This is a genomic window from Frankia casuarinae, from assembly GCF_000013345.1.
GTDB lineage: Bacteria > Actinomycetota > Actinomycetes > Frankiales > Frankiaceae > Frankia > Frankia casuarinae.
In genome coordinates this window covers 5,237,525-5,255,164 of record NC_007777.1, presented here as the reverse complement: position 1 = coordinate 5,255,164, position 17,640 = coordinate 5,237,525, and the positions used below count along the sequence as shown (strand labels likewise).

The 17,640-nt window shown below is 72.4% G+C and carries 13 protein-coding genes; 5 read left to right on the top strand and 8 right to left on the bottom strand.

Features of this window, described 5'->3' with window-relative positions; all coding sequences use genetic code 11:
* Positions 1-201: 201 nt before the first annotated feature.
* Positions 202-999, top strand: a complete 798-nt coding sequence (locus tag FRANCCI3_RS22245; protein ID WP_011438750.1) for an HAD family hydrolase — start codon at positions 202-204, stop codon at positions 997-999.
* Between the two features lie 62 nt (positions 1,000-1,061).
* Here the strand turns inward: FRANCCI3_RS22245 and FRANCCI3_RS25455 are convergent, their stop codons facing one another.
* Positions 1,062-2,693, bottom strand: coding sequence for an alpha,alpha-trehalose-phosphate synthase (UDP-forming) (locus FRANCCI3_RS25455; protein WP_085949884.1), 1,632 nt, complete (start codon positions 2,691-2,693; stop codon positions 1,062-1,064).
* Positions 2,694-2,866: 173 nt separating this feature from the next.
* Between FRANCCI3_RS25455 and FRANCCI3_RS27210 the strand changes: the two genes are divergently transcribed.
* A complete protein-coding gene (locus FRANCCI3_RS27210; RefSeq protein WP_023840657.1) occupies positions 2,867-3,028 on the top strand; it encodes a hypothetical protein in 162 nt (53 codons plus the stop codon).
* A gap of 54 nt (positions 3,029-3,082) precedes the next feature.
* Here FRANCCI3_RS27210 and otsB read toward each other — a convergent pair whose 3' ends face one another.
* The 3 genes from otsB to FRANCCI3_RS22225 form a co-directional block, all read right to left on the bottom strand.
* On the bottom strand, positions 3,083-3,931 hold the full coding sequence (gene otsB, locus FRANCCI3_RS22235) for a trehalose-phosphatase (RefSeq protein WP_011438748.1): 849 nt from the start codon (positions 3,929-3,931) through the stop codon (positions 3,083-3,085).
* Positions 3,932-4,000: 69 nt separating this feature from the next.
* A complete protein-coding gene (locus FRANCCI3_RS22230; protein ID WP_011438747.1) occupies positions 4,001-4,666 on the bottom strand; it encodes a LytR C-terminal domain-containing protein in 666 nt (221 codons plus the stop codon).
* An 8-nt stretch (positions 4,667-4,674) separates the two neighbouring features.
* Complete coding sequence (locus FRANCCI3_RS22225; protein WP_011438746.1) at positions 4,675-5,028, bottom strand: DUF3263 domain-containing protein; 354 nt, start codon at positions 5,026-5,028, stop codon at positions 4,675-4,677.
* Positions 5,029-5,315: 287 nt separating this feature from the next.
* Between FRANCCI3_RS22225 and FRANCCI3_RS22220 the strand changes: the two genes are divergently transcribed.
* Positions 5,316-5,714 (top strand): RNHCP domain-containing protein, encoded by a 399-nt coding sequence (locus tag FRANCCI3_RS22220; RefSeq protein ID WP_011438745.1) that lies wholly within the window; start codon positions 5,316-5,318, stop codon positions 5,712-5,714.
* Positions 5,715-5,734: 20 nt separating this feature from the next.
* On the opposite strand, the gene FRANCCI3_RS22215 is transcribed toward FRANCCI3_RS22220, so the two are convergent.
* Complete coding sequence (locus tag FRANCCI3_RS22215) at positions 5,735-6,991, bottom strand: Glu/Leu/Phe/Val family dehydrogenase (protein WP_011438744.1); 1,257 nt, start codon at positions 6,989-6,991, stop codon at positions 5,735-5,737.
* Positions 6,992-7,110: 119 nt separating this feature from the next.
* Here FRANCCI3_RS22215 and FRANCCI3_RS22210 point away from each other — a divergent pair, with 119 nt between their 5' ends.
* Positions 7,111-8,646: a glycosyltransferase 87 family protein gene (locus FRANCCI3_RS22210; RefSeq protein ID WP_236701441.1), complete on the top strand. Its 1,536-nt coding sequence runs from the start codon at positions 7,111-7,113 to the stop codon at positions 8,644-8,646.
* On the opposite strand, the gene mptB is transcribed toward FRANCCI3_RS22210, so the two are convergent.
* Positions 8,594-10,372: a polyprenol phosphomannose-dependent alpha 1,6 mannosyltransferase MptB gene (gene mptB / locus FRANCCI3_RS22205; protein WP_011438742.1), complete on the bottom strand. Its 1,779-nt coding sequence runs from the start codon at positions 10,370-10,372 to the stop codon at positions 8,594-8,596. The genes FRANCCI3_RS22210 and mptB overlap by 53 nt on opposite strands.
* Before the next feature lie 176 nt (positions 10,373-10,548).
* On the opposite strand from mptB, the gene FRANCCI3_RS22200 reads away from it, so the two are divergent.
* Positions 10,549-12,198: a hypothetical protein gene (locus tag FRANCCI3_RS22200; RefSeq protein ID WP_011438741.1), complete on the top strand. Its 1,650-nt coding sequence runs from the start codon at positions 10,549-10,551 to the stop codon at positions 12,196-12,198.
* Between the two features lie 94 nt (positions 12,199-12,292).
* On the opposite strand, the gene FRANCCI3_RS22195 is transcribed toward FRANCCI3_RS22200, so the two are convergent.
* Both FRANCCI3_RS22195 and FRANCCI3_RS22190 read right to left on the bottom strand, forming a co-directional pair.
* Positions 12,293-13,651, bottom strand: coding sequence for a PP2C family protein-serine/threonine phosphatase (locus tag FRANCCI3_RS22195; protein ID WP_011438740.1), 1,359 nt, complete (start codon positions 13,649-13,651; stop codon positions 12,293-12,295).
* 270 nt (positions 13,652-13,921) lie between these two features.
* Complete coding sequence (locus tag FRANCCI3_RS22190) at positions 13,922-17,608, bottom strand: hypothetical protein (protein ID WP_131728906.1); 3,687 nt, start codon at positions 17,606-17,608, stop codon at positions 13,922-13,924.
* Positions 17,609-17,640 lie beyond the last annotated feature (32 nt).

The following is a 17,640-nucleotide window of genomic DNA, read 5'->3' as shown; positions in this document are numbered from 1 at the left end:
AGTTGTCTGTCCGTACTGTAGACCGTGCGCGGGTGGTCGTGCACCGGTGTTGCCTCTGGTTGTGGACATGATATGGGTCGGTCGGAGGTTTCTCGGTGTGGTCCCACCGGTGCGGGCGGGGCCTGCCCGCTCCTACCGGCCGCGCGTGCCCCCATGCCCGGAGATCGACCCGATCATGCCAGAGCCAGGGAGTCTGTAACAGTGAGTATCCGCGTCGTCTATACCGATCTTGACGGCACGATGGTCGGTCCCAAGGGTTGTTTCTTCCGGGCGGAGGGGGGAGCGATCACGCTGGAGCCGGCTCGCGCGCTCGCCGAGCTGCACGACGCCGGCATTGCGCTGGTTCTGGTCAGCGGGCGTACCCGTCCGCAGCTTCTCGAGGCCGCGGCGATCTTCGGTGCGGACGGGTTCATCGGGGAGCTCGGCGCGATCGTCGGCTGGAACGAGGGGCGCGACAGCGAGATCCTGCGCGGCGCGATGCCGCCCGACTTCGACCAGGTACCGGAGTACCTGCTCGACCGGATGGTCGAGCGCTACCCCGGGCGGCTGGAGCTGCACACCCCCTGGCACTCCGGCCGGGAGGTCGACGTCATGCTTCGCGGGAAGATCGACGTGTCGGAGGTCGACGGCTGGCTCACCGAGACCGGATTCTCCTGGTTGAGCATGCGTGACAACGGGCTGATCTCGCCGGTCCACATGCCTGATCTTGGGGTGAATCCGCACGTCTACCATCTGGTCCCGGACGGTGTGGGTAAGGGGGACGCGGTCGCCTACGACCTCAAGCGGCGCGGGGTGTCACCGGCCGAGGCGATCGCCATCGGCGATTCCGCCAGCGACCTGGCCATGGCTCCCCATGTCGGGCGGATGCACCTGGTCGCGAACGCGGTGCGGCACCCGGACATCGCCGCCCTGCTGACGCGGTACGACAACGTCACGGTCGAGGCGGGCCCGGTCGGCGCCGGCTGGGCCAGCGCGGTGCGAGCGGCCGCCGCCGTCTGAACGCCGCCGTCTGAACGCGGTCCGCGCGTCGACGTTCGGCCCCGGCAGGGCAGACCGGACGGTCACCGGTCGGCGGCGAGGGCGTGCAGTTGGTCGGCGAACCAGCGCTGGGGCGGTAGCCGCCCGGCGACGGCGGCCAGCTCCTCGGCGCGCCGACGCCGTTCGGGGGCGGGCATCGTCAGGGCGGCGTGCAGGGCCCGCGCGGTCGCCTGGATGTCGAACGGGTTGACGACCAGCGCCGCCGTGCCCATCTCCGCGCAGGCTCCGGCCTCCCGGGAGAGCACGAGGACGGCATCCCTGGTCGAGACGATCGGCCCCTCCTTGGCGACGAGGTTCATGCCGTCCCGGATCGGGTTGACGACGAGCACCTCCGCGAGTGAGAGGGCCGCGATCGACCGGGGGTAGTCGTCGGTGATCTCCAGCCGCAGCGGCAGCCAGGTGTCCGTGGCGAACTCGTCCTCGATCTCCGCGGCCAGGCGCTGCACCGCGGCGGTGTACTCCCGGTACTCCGGCAGATCGTGCCGTGACGGGTAGGCGCAGACCAGGTGCATCACCTTGCCGCGCCATTCCGGACGGGTGCGCAGCAGCTCCCGGTAGGCGTCGAGACCGCGGACGATGTTCTTGGACAGCTCGGTGCGGTCGACCCGGACGATGAGCCGCCGCCCGCCGGCCAAGTCGACCAGCTCGGCGGCCCGGGCGGCCACGTCGGTGGCGGCGGCCCGGCCAAGCAGCTCGTCCGCGCTGACGCCGAGCGGATGCACCCCGATCCGCACCGTTCGGTGCCGCCCGGCCTCCCGTCCCGACCCGGCCTCCCGTCCCGACCCGGCCTCCCGTCCCGACCCGGCCTCCCGTCCCGACCCGGCTCCCCGTCCCGACCCGGCTCCCCGTCCCGACCCGGCTCCCCGTCCCGACCCGGCCGTCCCGATGGTCACCGCCCGCCGGTCGATCCGCAGTCCGAGGAGGTCGCGGCAGCATTCCTGGAACGCGTCGGCCCAGGCGTCGGTGAGGAACCCGAGCCGGTCGGCGCCGAGCATGCCGCGCAGGATCTGTTCGCTGACGTCGTCCGGGAGAATCCGGAAGTACTCCGGCGGTGCCCAGGGAGTGTGGCTGAAGTGGGCGATCCGCAGATCCGCCCGCAGCGCCCGCAGCCGGGCCGCGACCAGGGTCAGGTGGTAGTCCTGGATCAGCACCGAGGCGCCCGGGGCGGCCTCGTGCGCGAGAGCCTGGGCGAACATCTCGTTGTAGGTCTCGTACGCCTGCCAGTCGCGGCGGAACGCCGGGCCGAAGACCGGCTGCGACGCCGGCGCGTAGAGCAGGTGGTGGATGAACCAGAGCGTGCGGTTCGCGACCGCGTTGTAAGCGCGGTCGAAAACGACCTGGTCGACGTCGAGCATCCGGACGGCGGTGCCGTCGGTGTCGTGGCCGGCGAGATCGAGGCGGCCGGCAGGCGCGGAACGCGCCGCCCGGCGATCGGCGTCACTGAGGGCGGCACACACCCACGCCATCGGACCGTCACCGTTGTCGGCCGCCACCCGGCTGAGGCCACTGACGAGGCCGCCGGCGCCCCGCCGGATCCGCAGCCTCCCGTCGTCCCCGACGGCGAACGCCACCGGCCCCCGGTTGGAGGCGACCAGCACCCGCGCGGTGCCGGTCGGCCACAGCCGCGGCAGGGTGTCTTCCTCGGCTCCCGGCATCCGACGCACACTGCGGAGAGTAGGCCATCCGCTCAGCCCTGTACGCCGGTCCATCAAGATCGTATTTTTGGGCGGCGGAGGCTCACGAATCGGCGACAGATGTCTCACGGAAATGCCCCTGGCTCAGGTTTTCCATCCAGAGAGATCACGTACAGTAATGAATCATCGAGTTGGTGGCGCTGACGAACACGCACCGGCGGGTCGTCGGCATTGAGATGCTGGTCGGCCCGAACCGGCCGTACGGCGGTGGCGCCGAGCCCACCCTGACGGCGTGGATCCGCCTGCGGGAGGACGACCACCCGCCGGACACGAACCGGCTGATGCGGGTGGGATGAGCCCCGGGCGGGCTGAGCGCGCTCTGCGGGGATGAGCGAACAGGGCGCGGGCGGTCAGCCGCTGAGCCGCTCGACCAGCACCTCCAGCAGGGCGACCATCCCGGGGGGCCCGCCCACGACCAGGTCGGCGCGTTCGCGGATCACGTCCGGGACCTCCGGGCTGTCGCTGCACACGGTGATACCGGGCAGCCCGCCCGCCCGTAGCTCGTCGACGGCCTCGAATGCCGGCAGATCGCCGTAGTCGTCCCCGGCGACCAGCACCGAGCGCGCCTGGCAGGCCGCGATGAGCCTGCGCAGCGCACCGCCCTTGTCGTGCCCGGGCGGACGCAGCTCCAGCACTCGCTTGCCCGGTGCCGCCTCCATCCCATGGTCTTCGGCGAGGGCCGTCAACGCCGGCGTGAGCGCGGCGAGCGCCGAGTCCGGATCGGCGGTGCGCCGCACGTGTACCACCAGCGCCTGGTGCTTGTCCTCGACGGCGGTGCCGACCGGGGCGTCGCGGAGCAGTTCGGGCAGCGCCGCGCGGACCGCGGCGACACCGGGCAGCGGCTCGGGACTGCTGATCGCGCGGCTGCCCGAGTCCCAGCGTTGCAGTCCGTACTGGCCAAGGATGATCAGGTTCCCGAAGTCGGGGATCTTCTCCAGCCCGGTCAGTTCCAGCAGAGAGTCCACCGGCCGTCCGGTGATGATGGCGAGGGTGCCGATCTCATGGGAGATCCGGCGCAGCGCATCCATCGCCCCCGGCGCCGGGACGGCGTCCGACGGCCGCGGGACGATCGGCGCGAGGGTGCCGTCGTAGTCGAGGGCGATCAGGGCGCGTTCGGGCGCGGTGAGCAGGGCGGCGAGTCCAGCGCCCCCGGCGGGTGTGCGGGGGGCGGGTGGGCTGTTCGGCGCGGATTCGGTCACTGGGCCTTCCTCGGTCACGGGTCGAGGTGGTCGGGCGCCGGTGAGGAGCGCGGCGCGGCGGTCAAGTGATCATTTTTCCGGATGGGCGGGGAAGTCGCGGGTGATCACCAGGATCAGTGTGTCGGTGGAGACGATTCTGGTCTTCGACCGGGGCACGATGCTCTCGATGCCCGGCATCGCCTCCTTCAGGGCGCGGGCGGCGTCGGCGTCGGCGTCGTCGTAGAAGACCGTCGTCACCGGGACGTTGTAGATCGACTGGTAGTTGCCCACCCGCTCGACCCGGAACCCGGCCGACTCGACCTGCTTGGCGGCCACCTCGGCGAGTCCGGCGATCCGCGAGTTGTTCAGGACGACCACCGGGGCTGTGGCCTTTGGTCCCGGCGGGGCCGGCGGCTTCGTCGCGGTGGACGCGGACGGCGCCGGCGTCGGTTTCGGGGACGCCGATGCCGTCTTCGTGGCCCTCGGGCCGGGGGCCGGGGCCGCCGCGCGGTGCGGCGGCGGGGCCGGAGTGGTCCGGCCGCCGCCGGCTTGGTCCGTGCCCGGCCGCGCCGAGCGCGTCGGGGCCGCGACCTGGGTGGTGGAGCCGTCCGTGTTGGACGAGCCGTTCAGCAGATTGACCACCAGGATGCCCGCGAGTACGGCGAGAACCGCGACGACGCCCGCGCCGAGGGTGTGGAGCCGGTCCGGGCGCCACCGGTGGGGACGCCGCTGCGGTGCGTTCGTGGCATGTGTCATGCGTGGTCTTACCTCTCGGCCCGGTCATGTCGGCCGGATCGGGCCGCCCGGCGTTGCTCCCGCAGCCGGCGCAGCCGGCGGACCAGCATCGGATCGGCTATCAGCGCGGCTTCCGAATCGATCAGCCGGTTCAACAACTGGTAGTAGCGTGTTGATGACAGTCCGAACTCGACCCGGATCGCCTCCTCCTTGGCTCCCGGGTGACGCCACCAACCCTGCTCGAAGCGCAACATGCGACGATCGCGATCGGACAGTTCGTTCGGCGGGACGTCCGCCCGCGCCGGTTTCTCGGGCGCCGGTTTCTCGGGCGCCGGTTTCTCGGGCGGCAGTCTCTCGGGCGGCAGAGGATGTGCTGCCTCCACAGCGGGACCTCCTCGGGACGCATCCGGGACGATGGGCGCGATGGTGCGCCGACGTACCACGCCCGGTATGGTGCGCCGCCCACTATTTCACCCCGTGGGTCCGACATCTTCGGCGTCTCCGGCGACACACGTCCCGCCCACGGCCCGGCCGCCCGGCGCGGATACGATGAGATGTTCGCGGGAGGCCCCCACCCGGTTCCGGCCAGCTCCGAGTTCCGGCCAGCTCCGAGGGCCCCGATTGGCTACCGTTGGCGCTGATTGACTTCCGGGCAGGCGGGGCACGCCGTGTGGTGGCCTACCCTTGGCCGGTGAGCCGGCGCTTCACCCGCACCACCGAGGACTTCGTCTGCCTGGTCTGCGCGACGGCCGTGCGTGGTGACGGGTACACCAACCACTGCCCGTCCTGTCTGTCGTCGCGGCACGTCGACGTCAACCCCGGCGACCGGGCGGCGCGGTGCGGCGCTGTGATGCGGCCGGTCGCGGTGGAGAGCCGTACGCACGATCTGGTCATCACGCACGTCTGCGAGCGGTGCGGGCATCGGCGCCGCAACCGGTCCGTCCCGGCGGACGATCACGACACGCTGCTGGCGGTCGCCGCCGCGGCCGCGCAGGCTGCGACGGCCCCAGGGCTGCCGGCCCCAGGGGCACGACCGCCGCGCCGCCCGGGGCGCGCGCGGCGGTCATGACCGCCGGTCAGGGATGCCGGTCAGGGATACAGACCCCGGGTCCGGTGGGCGTCGGCCACCCGGCCGACCCCGATGACGTGCGCGGCGTTGCGCATGCTGATCTTCTGGGTCGTGGCCAGCAGGGAGACCTCGCGGTACGCGCGGTCCATCAGCGCCCGGAGCCGGTCGCTGACCTCGTCCTCGGACCAGAAATACGCCTGGATGTCCTGCACCCATTCGAAGTACGAGACCGCCACCCCGCCGCCGTTGGCGAGGATGTCCGGCACCACCAGGACGCCCCGGTCGTCCAGGACCTGGTCGGCCTCGGCGGTCACCGGGCCGTTGGCACCCTCGACGATGATCGGCGCGCGGACCCGGTCGACGTTCTCGACCGTGATGACGCCCTCCAACGCCGCGGGGACGAGCACGTCGACGTCGAGCTCCAGGAGCTCGTCGTTGGTGATCGTGTCGGTTCCCGGGTAGCCGACGACCGTCTCCGCGCCGCCGGCGAGATGGCGGATGAGGGCGGCCGGGTTGAGTCCCTGCGGGTTGTAGATCCCGCCCTTCACGTCCGAGACCGCGACCACAGTGCAACCGGCGTCGTGCAGGTACTGGGCCGCGAGCGCCCCCACCTTGCCGAAGCCCTGGACCGCGATCGTCATCGCGTGCGGGTCGCGCCCGGTCTCGCGCAGCGCGGCGAACACCGAAAGCTGCACCCCCAGGCTGGTCGCCCCGGCCCGACCGGCGGAACCGCCGATGGACAGCGGTTTGCCGGTTACCACACCGGTGGTGGTGTACCCGGTGTGCGCCGAGTAGGTATCCATGATCCAGGCCATGGTCTGCTCGTCGGTGCCCACATCCGGTGCCGGGATGTCCTTCTCCGGTCCGATCAACGGGACGAGTTCGGCGGCGTAGCGCCGGGTCAGGCGTTCGCGTTCCGGCAGGGAGAGCATCGCCGGTTCCACCGCGATGCCGCCCTTGGCCCCGCCGTAGGGGATCCCCATCAGCGCGCACTTCCAGGTCATCCACATCGCCAGCGCCTTGACCTCGTCGAGGTCGGTGGTTGGGTGGAAGCGGATCCCTCCCTTGCCCGGGCCACGGGCGAGGTTGTGCTGGACGCGATAGCCGGTCAGCACGGTCAGCTGACCGTCGTCGCGCTGTAGCGGAACGCTGACGGTGATCGCCCGGCGGGGCGTGCGGAGCAGGTCGTGCATACCGTCGTCAAGGCCCAGATGACGAGCCGCGTTCGCCAGTTGAACGCAGGCCGTGTCCCATGCTGAGCCGGATCCGAGGATCACAGGCACCTCCGCGGCGCGTTTCGAGCCACCCTTCGCCGCCGAACGCGCCGCCCGGTCCGCCGGCCACGGCGCGCTCCGTTGCGCGCCGCGGTGGTGACTCGATATGGCGCAAACAATAGGTGACGGGAGATGCCGTCCGTCAGGTGCGCGCAGGGCGCGCCATCGCCCACCAGGCACCTGCGGGTACGGTCGCGAGCGTGCGCGCGGACCCGTCGAGCCGCCTCCCGGTGCCGCGGCGCGCCGGGGGGCCGGCTTTGTCCGCACCCGGACGGCCGGCCGCGCTCGCTCGTCCCGGAGCCGGCACCCCCGACCGGTCAGCCCGGCGCCTCTGGGCATGGTGGCTGGTCAGCCGTGCCGTCCTCGTCACCCTGGTGGTGACCGACCAGGCGTTCGGCATGCAGCAGAGCGTGCTCGGCGATCTACACATCTATGCGGAGTGGGGCCGCGGGCTCAGTCGCGGCGAGGGGATGCCCACCGGTGACGACCGTTGGCAGTATCCGCCGGGCGCGGCAGTTGTGTTCGTGTTGCCCGACGTAACTCACGCCTATCTGGGATTGCCCTATCGAGCGGTGTTCGTCGGGATGATGGTGGCCGTCGACGCCGTCCTGACCGCCGCGCTGGTGCGTCGCTCGATCCCGGCGGCGGGGTTCTGGGTGGCGGGTCTCACCGCGTTGGGACCGGTGGCGCTGGCCCGTTTCGATCTGCTGCCGGCCGCGGCGGCGGTCGCGGCCGTGCTCGCGCTCGCCGCGGGCCGGTTCGGCCGGGCGGGATTTCATCTCGCCGCGGGTGCGCTGCTCAAGATCTGGCCGGTCCTGCTGCTGATCGCCCTGTCCCGTCCGCCGCTCCGGTCCCCGGGTCGGTCGGCGTCCATCGATCCGCCCCCCGATCCGCCCCCCGGCCGGCCCACCGGTCGATTCCCGGCGCCCTCGCCGGACTGGTTGCGTCTTGCCGCCGGCGTCCTGTGCGCCGTCGGGGGGCTCGCGGCGCTGTTCGCGCTCACCGGGTGGTGGCGGGACGCGTTCGGGTTTCTCGGCGCGCAGCAGGCCCGCGGACTACAGGTGGAGGCGGTGGCCGCGACGCCGTTCGTCGTCGCCCACATGCTCGGCCATGGAACGGCACCCGGCTATTCCTACGGTTCGCTCCAGTTCGACACCCCGCTGGCCCGCGGCGTGGCCACCGCATGCTCGTTGACCGAGATCGTAGTGATCGCCATTTCGGCCCTGTGGTGGTGGGGGTGGGCGCGTCCGCCCGCGGCGGCGGACGGCGCGGGCCGGGCCGGTGTGCTCGTGGGGCGCACGCTCGCGCTGCTGCTTGTCGTGGTCGTGACCGCCCGCGTGCTCAGCCCGCAGTACCTCGTGTGGATCATGGCGCTCGTCGCGGTCTGGATCGCGATGGCCCGGCCCGCCGGCTCCGGCGGCCTGACCGTCCCGGCTGGTGGACCGGCTGCCCCCGTCCCGGCCGGTGGACCGTCGTGGCGGTGGGTGGCGCTGCTGCTGATCTGCGTTGTGCTCTCCCAGGTCGTCTATCCGTGGCGGTACAACGACGTCGTCCAGGGACGGATCATGATGAGCCTGGTCCTGGTGGTCCGCAACGTCGGACTGGTCACCGTCTGCGGGTGGGCGTGGCGTGCCGCCGCCGGATCGCGACCAGCGTGATGACCGTTCCCGCGGCCGCAAGGCCGGCGCAGCCGATGACGGCCAGGGACGTCTCGACGCGCCCGAGCAGCCGCCAGGTCGCGGCGAGCGGCGCGAGGGTCGTCAGGCACAGCCAGGCCGACGTGACGACCACCAGGGCGATGGTCCACCCCCCGACCCCCCCGACGATCCGCTCGACGGCCGCCCCGAGACGCCTCATGCGGCGTGGTTGCATCCCCGGCGTCCTGGGACGGGCCGTTCCAGGGTGGGGCGTCGGCGGGGTTGACCGGGCGAGGGCCACGACGACCGCGAGTGCCGGCAGGCACAGCGCGAGGTACCAGGGGTAGAGCACCGGGCTGCCGAGCGCCACCGCCAGCCCGCCGTAGCCGAGCACGATCAGGTCGTGCCGACGGCCGGTGTACCCGTCCCGGTCCCGCCAGGCGCGCAGGGCGAGCCAGGCCACCACCAGCGCCGCGCCGGCCAGGCACAGGGCCCGAGTCGCCCGCTGCGTTTCGGCGCCGGACGGATGGCGGCCGACCGGACCAAGCATGCCGTCGACCCCGTCGACCGCCGCGGCGAGAATCGAGGCCGGTGCGGCCCCCGTGGTCAGGGTGCCCGACGTGGACAACGCGTGGATCCAGGTCGGGCCGAAGCCGCCAGCCACCATGCTCAGCCCCGCGGCGAGCGCGACCGCGGCGGCATCGGCCGCGAGCAGCACGGCGCCGGCGCGGATCGGACGCCGCGCCGACCGGGCGGCCCGCAGATGCGCCAGCACCAGCCAGGCGACGCCGAGGAGGGCGGTCGCCTTGACGCTTCCGGCCACGCTGACCAGCGCCGTCGCCGCGGCGCCGAGCGCGGCCTGCCGAGCCGTCGGCGTGCTCCTTCCCTCCGGGCCGGGCGCCGGTGCCGAGGCGAGCCGTCGGCGGTCCACCACCAGCGCCGCCACGAGCAGCGCCGCGGCCGTTGCGTCGAGGTGGGCTCCGCCGATCAGGTGCACGACGACGACCGGATTGGCCGCGACGAGCACCATGACCAGGGCCCGTCGGCCCGGCTCCGGTCCGGCGAGCCGTAGCGTCAGGACGACCATCGCGATCGTTGCGAGGATCGCGACTATCTTGAGCAGCGCGACCGTCCCGGCCGGCCCGCCGCCGAGGGCCGCGGCGCTCTTCTCCACGGCGACCGCGGCACCGCCATAGGGCGCATGGGTGTTCCACCACCGGGGGTCAACGGCCCGGACGAACGCCGAGCCCGAGCCCTCGGCGGTCAGCAGGGCGGAGACGCCGTGTGTCGCCGGATCCAGGCCGAGCCTCGCCAGCTCACCCTGAGCGGCGTAGGCGTAGATGTCCCGGCTGAACAGTGGTGGGCCCACCGCGAACGGGAGGCTCCAGACGATCCACGCCGCGAGGGCGGCCCGCGGGGAGGTGCGGCCGGCGATCGTCGCGCGCACAAGTCCGCCCCAGCACAGACACAGAGTGATGATGCCCAGGGCCGCCAGGCCGGCCAGGACGCCCCTTGCGGTATCCGACGAGGCCGCCGATGGGAGAATGCCCCACCAGGAGGAAGGGTCGGTCGTGTGCGGATCGCGCGAACCGAGCCGACCCTCGCTCATCATGGCCACGACCGCGGCGCCGCCACCGGCGAGGACCAGCAGGGTCACCCTGGTCGGGGCCAGGATGCCGGCCGGTCGGGGCCTGCCGCTGCCCGGTCCGGACGGGACGGGCGCGGCCTGACGCCGCCCGCGGGGCAAGCTGTCGGGTGATGACCGGTCGGAGACGGCGGATGGACTGTCGTCGGTGTGTGGGGGGGTCGCGGGTGACAACGCTCGCGACCCCGGGTTCCCCGCCTGACGCCATCTCGGGGGGGCGGACGGCGTCGACCGCCCCGGCGACGGGTGGGCCCGGGCACCCCGGGTCGGAGCCTCGCGTGGCCACACTGCCCCAGACCCCTTCCATCGCCCTCGAGCCGCCGCGGCACCGCGGACCGCTCGTGCGGGGTGTTCTCGCTGTCGTCGTGGCGGTTCGCCGCTGGCCCTGGATTCTGACCGCCGCGCTCTGCCTGCTGTGCGTCGGTCTTGGCATCACCGGTCCGGACACCCCCGCCCAGGAGTACCGGGTCTGGCTGTTCCGGCACGGCGGAGTGGTGCTCTGGGATGATCAGTGGTACGGCGGTCACACCATCCCCGGCTACAGTGTGCTGTTCCCCCCGCTCGGTGCGCTTGTCGGGGTACAGCCGCTCGGCGCGATCTCCTGCGTCGCCTCGACGATGATCGTGACCCGGTTGCTCCGCGGTCCTGGCCGGCGGACCGGGCATGATCTGGTCCTCGTCTGGTTCGCGGTCTCGACGGTGGCGAACCTCGTCGTGGGCCGCATGCCGTTCGCGCTCGGGATGACCTTCGGTGCTCTGGCGCTGGTCGGCGCGCGGGAACGGCACACGAAGCTGACCTGGATCGGCGCGGTCCTGTCGTCGCTGGCGTCTCCGTTGGCCGGCGGCTTCGTGCTGCTCGTCGGCCTCGCGTTGCTGCCGACGATCGGATGGCGCCGGGCGCTCCCGTTCGCCGGCGCCGGATCCGGCATCATCGTCGCGCTCGCGTTTCCCGAGGACGGGTACCAGCCCTTTCCCGCGCTCACCTTCCTGTCGCTGCTGACCCTCATCGCGGTCGGCCTGCTCGTCGTGCCCGGGCACGCCCGGCTCATCCGGCCCATCCGGCACGGCCTGTTGCTCTGGGCGGCCGCGGCAGTGGTCTTCTTTTTCGTGCCCACCCAGATCGGCGGAAACATCACCCGACCGGCGACGCTGCTCGCCGGCCCTACCGCGGCGTTGTTGCTCGCCGAACGCCGCCGCGTCCTCGCGGTCGTGGCGATCCCGCTGATCGGCTGGCAGATCGGGCCGGTGCACGGGGCGCTGCTTGTCCACGGCGATCCGTCCGGGTCGAAGGCCTATTACACCGAGCTCCTCGACTACCTCGACCGCGGCGCACCGGTGTCGGCCGGGCGGGTGGAGATCCCCTTCACCCGGGCCCACTGGGAGGCGCGCTTCGTCGCCCCGTCCGTACCCATGGCCCGCGGCTGGCTGCGCCAGCTCGACAGCAAGTACAACGCGCTGTTCTACGACGGGACACTGAACGCCGAGACCTACCACGAGTGGCTGCTCGCCCGCGGCATCCGCTACGTCGCCCTCCCCGACGTCGAGCTGGATCCCTCCGCGGTCGCCGAGGCCAGGCTGCTGCGAGCCGGTCTGCCTTATCTCGATCTCGCCTGGCAGAACGCGCACTGGAAGGTGTGGCTCGTCACCGACTCCCCGGGCCTGGTGCAGGGACCGGCCTCGCTCACCGAACTGGGGGTGAGTTCGGTCGCGGTCGACTTCCACGCGCCCGGGGTCGCCACGGTGCTCGTGCACTACACCCCCTACTGGCAGCTGTCGGGGGGCACGGCGTGCGTCTTCCGGGCGGCCGGGGGCTGGACGGGCATTCTCACCGAGTCGTCCGGACCGGTGCGCCTGTCCGCCCGGCTGTCCGTCGACGGCCTGACCCGCGCCAGCGCCCTGGACTGCCCGGTCGGTCAGCGCGTCTCCTGACTTCTCGGGGCGGCTGTCGGCGGGTCTCAGCCCGTCTATCTAGGACGTCCGGACACCGGGCCGGACGACCGGGTGTCCGGGTGTCCGGACGAACTCACCGGGCGGCGGGTTCGGACACCAGATCCGCGACGACGATGGTGGTGTCGTCCCGGGCACCGGCCAGCAGGGCCGCTTCGACGAGCGCGTCCGCGGCCCGCTCGGGCGGCTCGGGCCCCAGCGCGCTCAGCAGGCCGTCGAGCTGTTCCGGGCTCATCACCTTGGTGATGCCGTCGCTGGCGAGAACGACCCGGTCACCGGCGCGGACCGGCTCGCTGAAGATGTCCGCCTCGATCTCGTCAGCGAGCCCGACGGCGTTGAGCAACGGACCGTTACGGATCGCGTGCGGCGTGGTCAGTGCCCGCGGCCGTCCCTTGCCGGGCTGCAACCACACCGAGCTGTCGCCCACGTGTGCGACGGTGAGGTACTCGCCGGTGCTCTGCTGACGCCCGAGGATGACGACGTCCAGCGTGCAGGCCATGCCGAGCCAGGCCGGCTCCTCTCGAGCCCGGGTCCGGACCACCCAGTTCGCCCGTTCCACGGCCTTGCGCAGGCCCTCGAGCGGATCCTCGGCGTACTGCGGGCGGAAACCCGCCACCGTGGTGACCGTCAGCGTGGACGCGATCTGGCCGGCAGCCTCGCCACCGACCCCGTCCGACACCGCCAGCAGCCCGTCGACGACGACGAACGCGTCCTCGTTGGGACCGCCGCGTTTGCCCCGGCGGGTGCGCCCCGCGGCGGCGAGTCGCAGCGCGGCGGCCGTCGTCTGCTCCGGCTCGATCGCCATGAGATCGCCCGTCTGCCCCCTCGGGGGAGCGGGCGGAGCCACGGGGATGGTCGTCGCCGTGGGGGAGCTCTCCCACGGCGTGTCCTCAACCGTTCGGGTTGACTCGGCGCCGCGCGGAGCCGGCGCGTGTTCCCCGGGTGGCGGGAGGGGATAGTCGCCGGTCGCCGGGTCGTAGTAGCGGGTGGCATCCGCCCGTTCGTCACCGAAGGCACCGGGCCCGAGGTGCGGCTGACCGGCGGGCGGTGGCGTCCAGCCGGTGGAGTCGGGATCGCGGTCGCCTTCACCGCCGCCGACGGAAACCTGCGAGGTCACATCCCCTCCCCATGCCGCGCCTGCGTCCGGGACGCCGCTCGCGCTGTCCGCTGACCTGTCCGCCGTGTTGCCCGTCGCACCGGTTGCCGAGGAGACCGGCGCCGGCTCGGCGAAGCCGGGCACGATCCCGTCGGGCGGGGTGGCGTCAGAGCTGTCACGGATCGGCACCGTACCGTATCGGTGGCGCTGATGGTCGAGGCCACGAGAGCGTCGCTGGTTCTCCCCGGGCCGGACGGGCCGGTTGTTGAGGATGACGAAGACCAGCCCACCCACCAGCAGCATCACAATGAGCATGATCGGTACCAGCGGGCTACCCATGGCCTCCGTCCTCGCCGTAGCAATTACGATCACGCTGTAGGACGTGTCGCCAGCCGTCTTCCTTCATACCTAAAGGCATCAACTCAGAAGAGACCGGGTATGTGTCGCGACACTGACACAAGTGCTGAGCATTGTTCCAGACTTGGGCGCGGCCGAGTAGGGCCGACGCCCGGGCGGCCCCGCCGAGAGGCGGGCGCCACGAAGGATGCCTCCGATGAACGGTGACGGCCCGTATCGGGGGGCGCGAGACGGTGATTGTTCGCCGCCGCATCAACGCGTCACGGTGATGAAGATCATCAGGGTCAGGCACAACGTCACGGCGGTCACGGCGGTCACGGCGGTCACGGCGACTCTGGTGGTCATGGCGGTCGTGGCGCGCCACGGGAGCAGGCGGCGGCGCCTGAGCGGTGCGGGTCGGCCGATCGCGGCGATCACCTGGCTCTCGACGAAGCCGGGCAGCTCGCTCGCGGCCCGCAGCCGCGGGTCGTCGGGGAGGTAGAGCGCCACCAGCCGGCGCACGACGCGTTCCAGGTCGGCGGGGAAGGGGTGATCTGCCTCCGATCCCCGCACTGTTCGGCGGAAGTACCTCTCCGCCGCTCTGGCCAACTCCGGACCCGTCAACGGCCCCTCCTCCGGATGGGCGGTTTCCTGGCCCGGGGCACCGTCCCGGCGGATAACCTCGTGCAGATCCCAGGCGTCGTCCCAGTTCGGAACGTGTCGGACCAACAGCCCGAAGATGCGGGCCGCGTTCGGCTGGCCAAGCTGGCAGGCTCGGAGGAAGGCGATCGCCGGATCGGGACCATCCGGCCAGGTCGGCGGAATGCGGGCGGTGAGCTCCGCACCCAGGACACGTAGATCGTTCTCGAGTGCTCCTGGTGCTCCTGGCGGACCGGGTTCGTGGGACGCGCCGGGCAGGTAGAGGCCGGCGATGCGCCGCACGGTCTGCATCAGCGGCCCGTCGCCTCGTCCCGACGCGGCCTCGACCGCGACCAACCGCTCGAAATACGGGCGCGCACCGGCTCCGAGTACCTCCGCCTCATGTGCCCGCGACGTGGGCCGGCCGGGTGGCCCGACCGGGGAGGCCCCCGCGTAGGCGATGTCATCGCGGATGTCCTCGGCGGTATGCCATCCCGGGGCGTAGAGAACGAGCAGCCGGAACGCATCAGCTCCCCGGGCATGGGTTTCGCGCAGCAGACGCACGACTTTCGCCGCGGCCGACTCCGGGGGCCACCGCGACCCGCCACCCGTCGGTGCGGCGCCTGTCACCACCTCGTCTGCCAGGGCTCTGGCGAATTCGAAACCCTCGGGCAGGCCGAACAGGTCGAAGAGGGCCCGCAGCGTCTGATGGATCAGATCGATGCGGCGCCCGGCCCAGACGGCGGGGTCTACCGCGGCCGCCGGGATCGCGAGCGCGGCGAGCCCCGCGACCAGCCGGGTCAACATCTCCACGACTTCGCGCTGCATCGTCGTCACCGCGCGGTGCACCGCGTCGATGTAGGCGGCGCGGTCGTGGTCGCTCTGGTAGGCGTCCGGGGCCAGCCGTCGAGTGATGGCCTGAGTGACGTCGCTCGCGGCGCGGGCCAGGACATCGGTACGGTGGCCGGGTGGGCGTTGAGAGACCGTTCCGAGAGGAGACCGGGCGGGCTCGCCGCGCTGCGGCAGGGTGCAGTGCAGCAGGTCACGTAGCGCGGCGAGCTCGCGGAGTTCGGTGGGTGACTCGAGCGGATCGACGAGAGGGTCGTACGCCGCGTCGCTGAGGGAGATACCCAGCGGGACGCCCAACGCGGCGAGCAGCCGGTCGATCGGGTGCAGACGATCGTCCCAGTACGACCACTCCTGCCGATACGCCTCCGCGACGTGTCGGATGACGGCGTTCCCCGCGTCCCGTTCCAGCCGTTCCAGGTGCCGCCGTTCCCCTGGGCCCGGATCGGTTGGCTGCGCGGTGGCCGATTCCGGGGTGGCGGGCGGCGGCGTGGCAGGTCGGGGGACGCGGCGCACGGTGACGGGGAGTCGGGCGGGTCGGGAAGCACCGGTAGGCGACGCCGACAGGTGGTCCGGTCGGGCGGCGCGCAGCGCCTCGACGGTCTCCGTGGCCAGCCGGATCGCGTTGTCGCGCGCGGAGGTCATCCGGTATCCCGAGAAGATCGACTCCAGGGCGACCGCGAGCAGCGGGACTGCCTGGCGCAGTGGCTCGTCCCGGCGCGGTGGCTCGTCCCGGCGCGGTGGCTCGTCGTGGACCTGTGCGGGCGAAGGAACCCGCAACGCGGCGAGTTCGTCCGCGAGGGCGGAGATTGTTCCTTCGACCTGGCGCTGCTCCTCGGAGACCGCGTTGGCGACCGCGTTGGAGATTTTGTCGATCATCCGGCCGGCCGGCTCCTCCTCCCGCAGCCGGCCCAGAATGACGCCGACGATCTCCTCGCGCAACCGTTCCCGGGGCCCGGGGCCCGCTGCCCGGGCCGCTGGCACGAGCCCGCCGCCCGGGCCGGCGACGGGGCCGGCCAGCAGCCCCGCGACCCGGCGCAACTGACCGCGCAGCCGCTCCACGCTCGCCAGGTCCGCCGGCAGACCTACCGGTTCGATGAGGGCGGTGAAAAGACGGCGCACGGGGTCCGCGGCCGTGCCCTGTTCGGCGGAGCTCGACCAGTTCGAAGCCCGCAGGCGTTCGTACCGTTCGCGGAGGTGTTCGCGGACGGCGAGCGCTCCGGCGCCTGTCGTCGCTGCCGGTGCCGGATCGCCCGGCGCGGCCGGGGCCGTCGAGTGTCCCAGGCCGACGGCATCGGTCGTGGTCGAGAGGGGTGCCGGATCCGGGGGACCCGACGTACCCGAACCACTCGCGGTACCCGGGACGCCCGTACGCGGAGCACCCGCGGTATCCGCGAGGGTGGCCAGGTCGCCGCCGGGCGGCGGCGCGGTGGTCCTCTCGACCCCGTTCTCCATCACCCGCCGGCACCAGGCTTCCGGCCGGCTCGGGTCGAACATCTCGTCACCGACCAGGGCCAGCAGGTCGCCGATTCCCCGCATCCCACCGCGGCCGTGGAGGTCCACGAGCAGCCGGGCGGCGGCGGTCATGATCGGTGGAGCGTCCGGCCCGACCCGCGGATCCACGTGGATCGCGGCAGGCTCCCCGTTGCCGGCACACTCTGGTTCGAACGGGACAAACAGGAACCGCGGGCCTGGCTCGTCGGTGTGCCGCGCGCCCGAGGGGGTGGCGCCTGAAGGGACGGTGGTCGCATGCGTGGAGAAGGTCAGCCGGTAGGGCAGAACGCCTTCGAGGATCTCCACCAGGGCCCACATCAGCATGAGCGCCTCATCCGAACCGGTGTGGGCCACCACGAAGGGACGCTCGGCCCGCGACCATGCCAATACCGTCGCGATGAGCGTGACGAGCCGATCGCGCCGCACCCCCGCGCGCGCCGACTGGCGCAGGGTCCGCTCGCCCGTCCGCCGGCGTGCGGTGAGGTCGCGCAGGTGCAGGGGAGCCAGCCGCGGGATGGTGCGGGAGTTCCCCACCACGACCCCACCCGCCGCGTACAACGCGAGCCCCACCCGTTCGGTCAGATAGTCCGCCCGGCCGATCAGGATGTGGGCACGCAGCCGAGCCCGGCTGTCGCCGCCGCGTTCCGGGATCCGGATCCGGTGCACGAGCGCCGCCTCCGGGATGCGGTGCGGATCCCTCGCCGTGAGATGATCCGGCGCCTCGGGATGATCCGGAGATCGGATGAGGTAGGCGAGCGCCGACGGTGGGTGGGGGACCCGGCTCTCGTCGAGCTCGACCTCGCCGGCGAGAAGCCCGCTCCAGGACCTGGTCACCGTGGAGCCCAGGGAGCTCGCCGCCGGGAGGTGACCCTCGCCACCCGTCCTGCTTCGGCGCGGCCAGGCATAGATCATCTGGTCGAGCCGCGTTGCCTCCGCCGCCCGGCCGGACCGCGCCATCGACGTCCCCAGGTGATCGATCACGGTAGACACCCGTTCCGCCGGACCCGGCGGCG

Excerpts from the sequence above, each read along its gene's own strand:
- FRANCCI3_RS22195 (WP_011438740.1), bottom strand. The coding sequence starts at position 13,651 with ATGGGTAGCCCGCTGGTACCGATCATGCTCATTGTGATGCTGCTGGTG.
- FRANCCI3_RS22230 (WP_011438747.1), bottom strand. The coding sequence starts at position 4,666 with ATGACACATGCCACGAACGCACCGCAGCGGCGTCCCCACCGGTGGCGC.
- FRANCCI3_RS25455 (WP_085949884.1), bottom strand. The coding sequence starts at position 2,693 with ATGCCGGGAGCCGAGGAAGACACCCTGCCGCGGCTGTGGCCGACCGGC.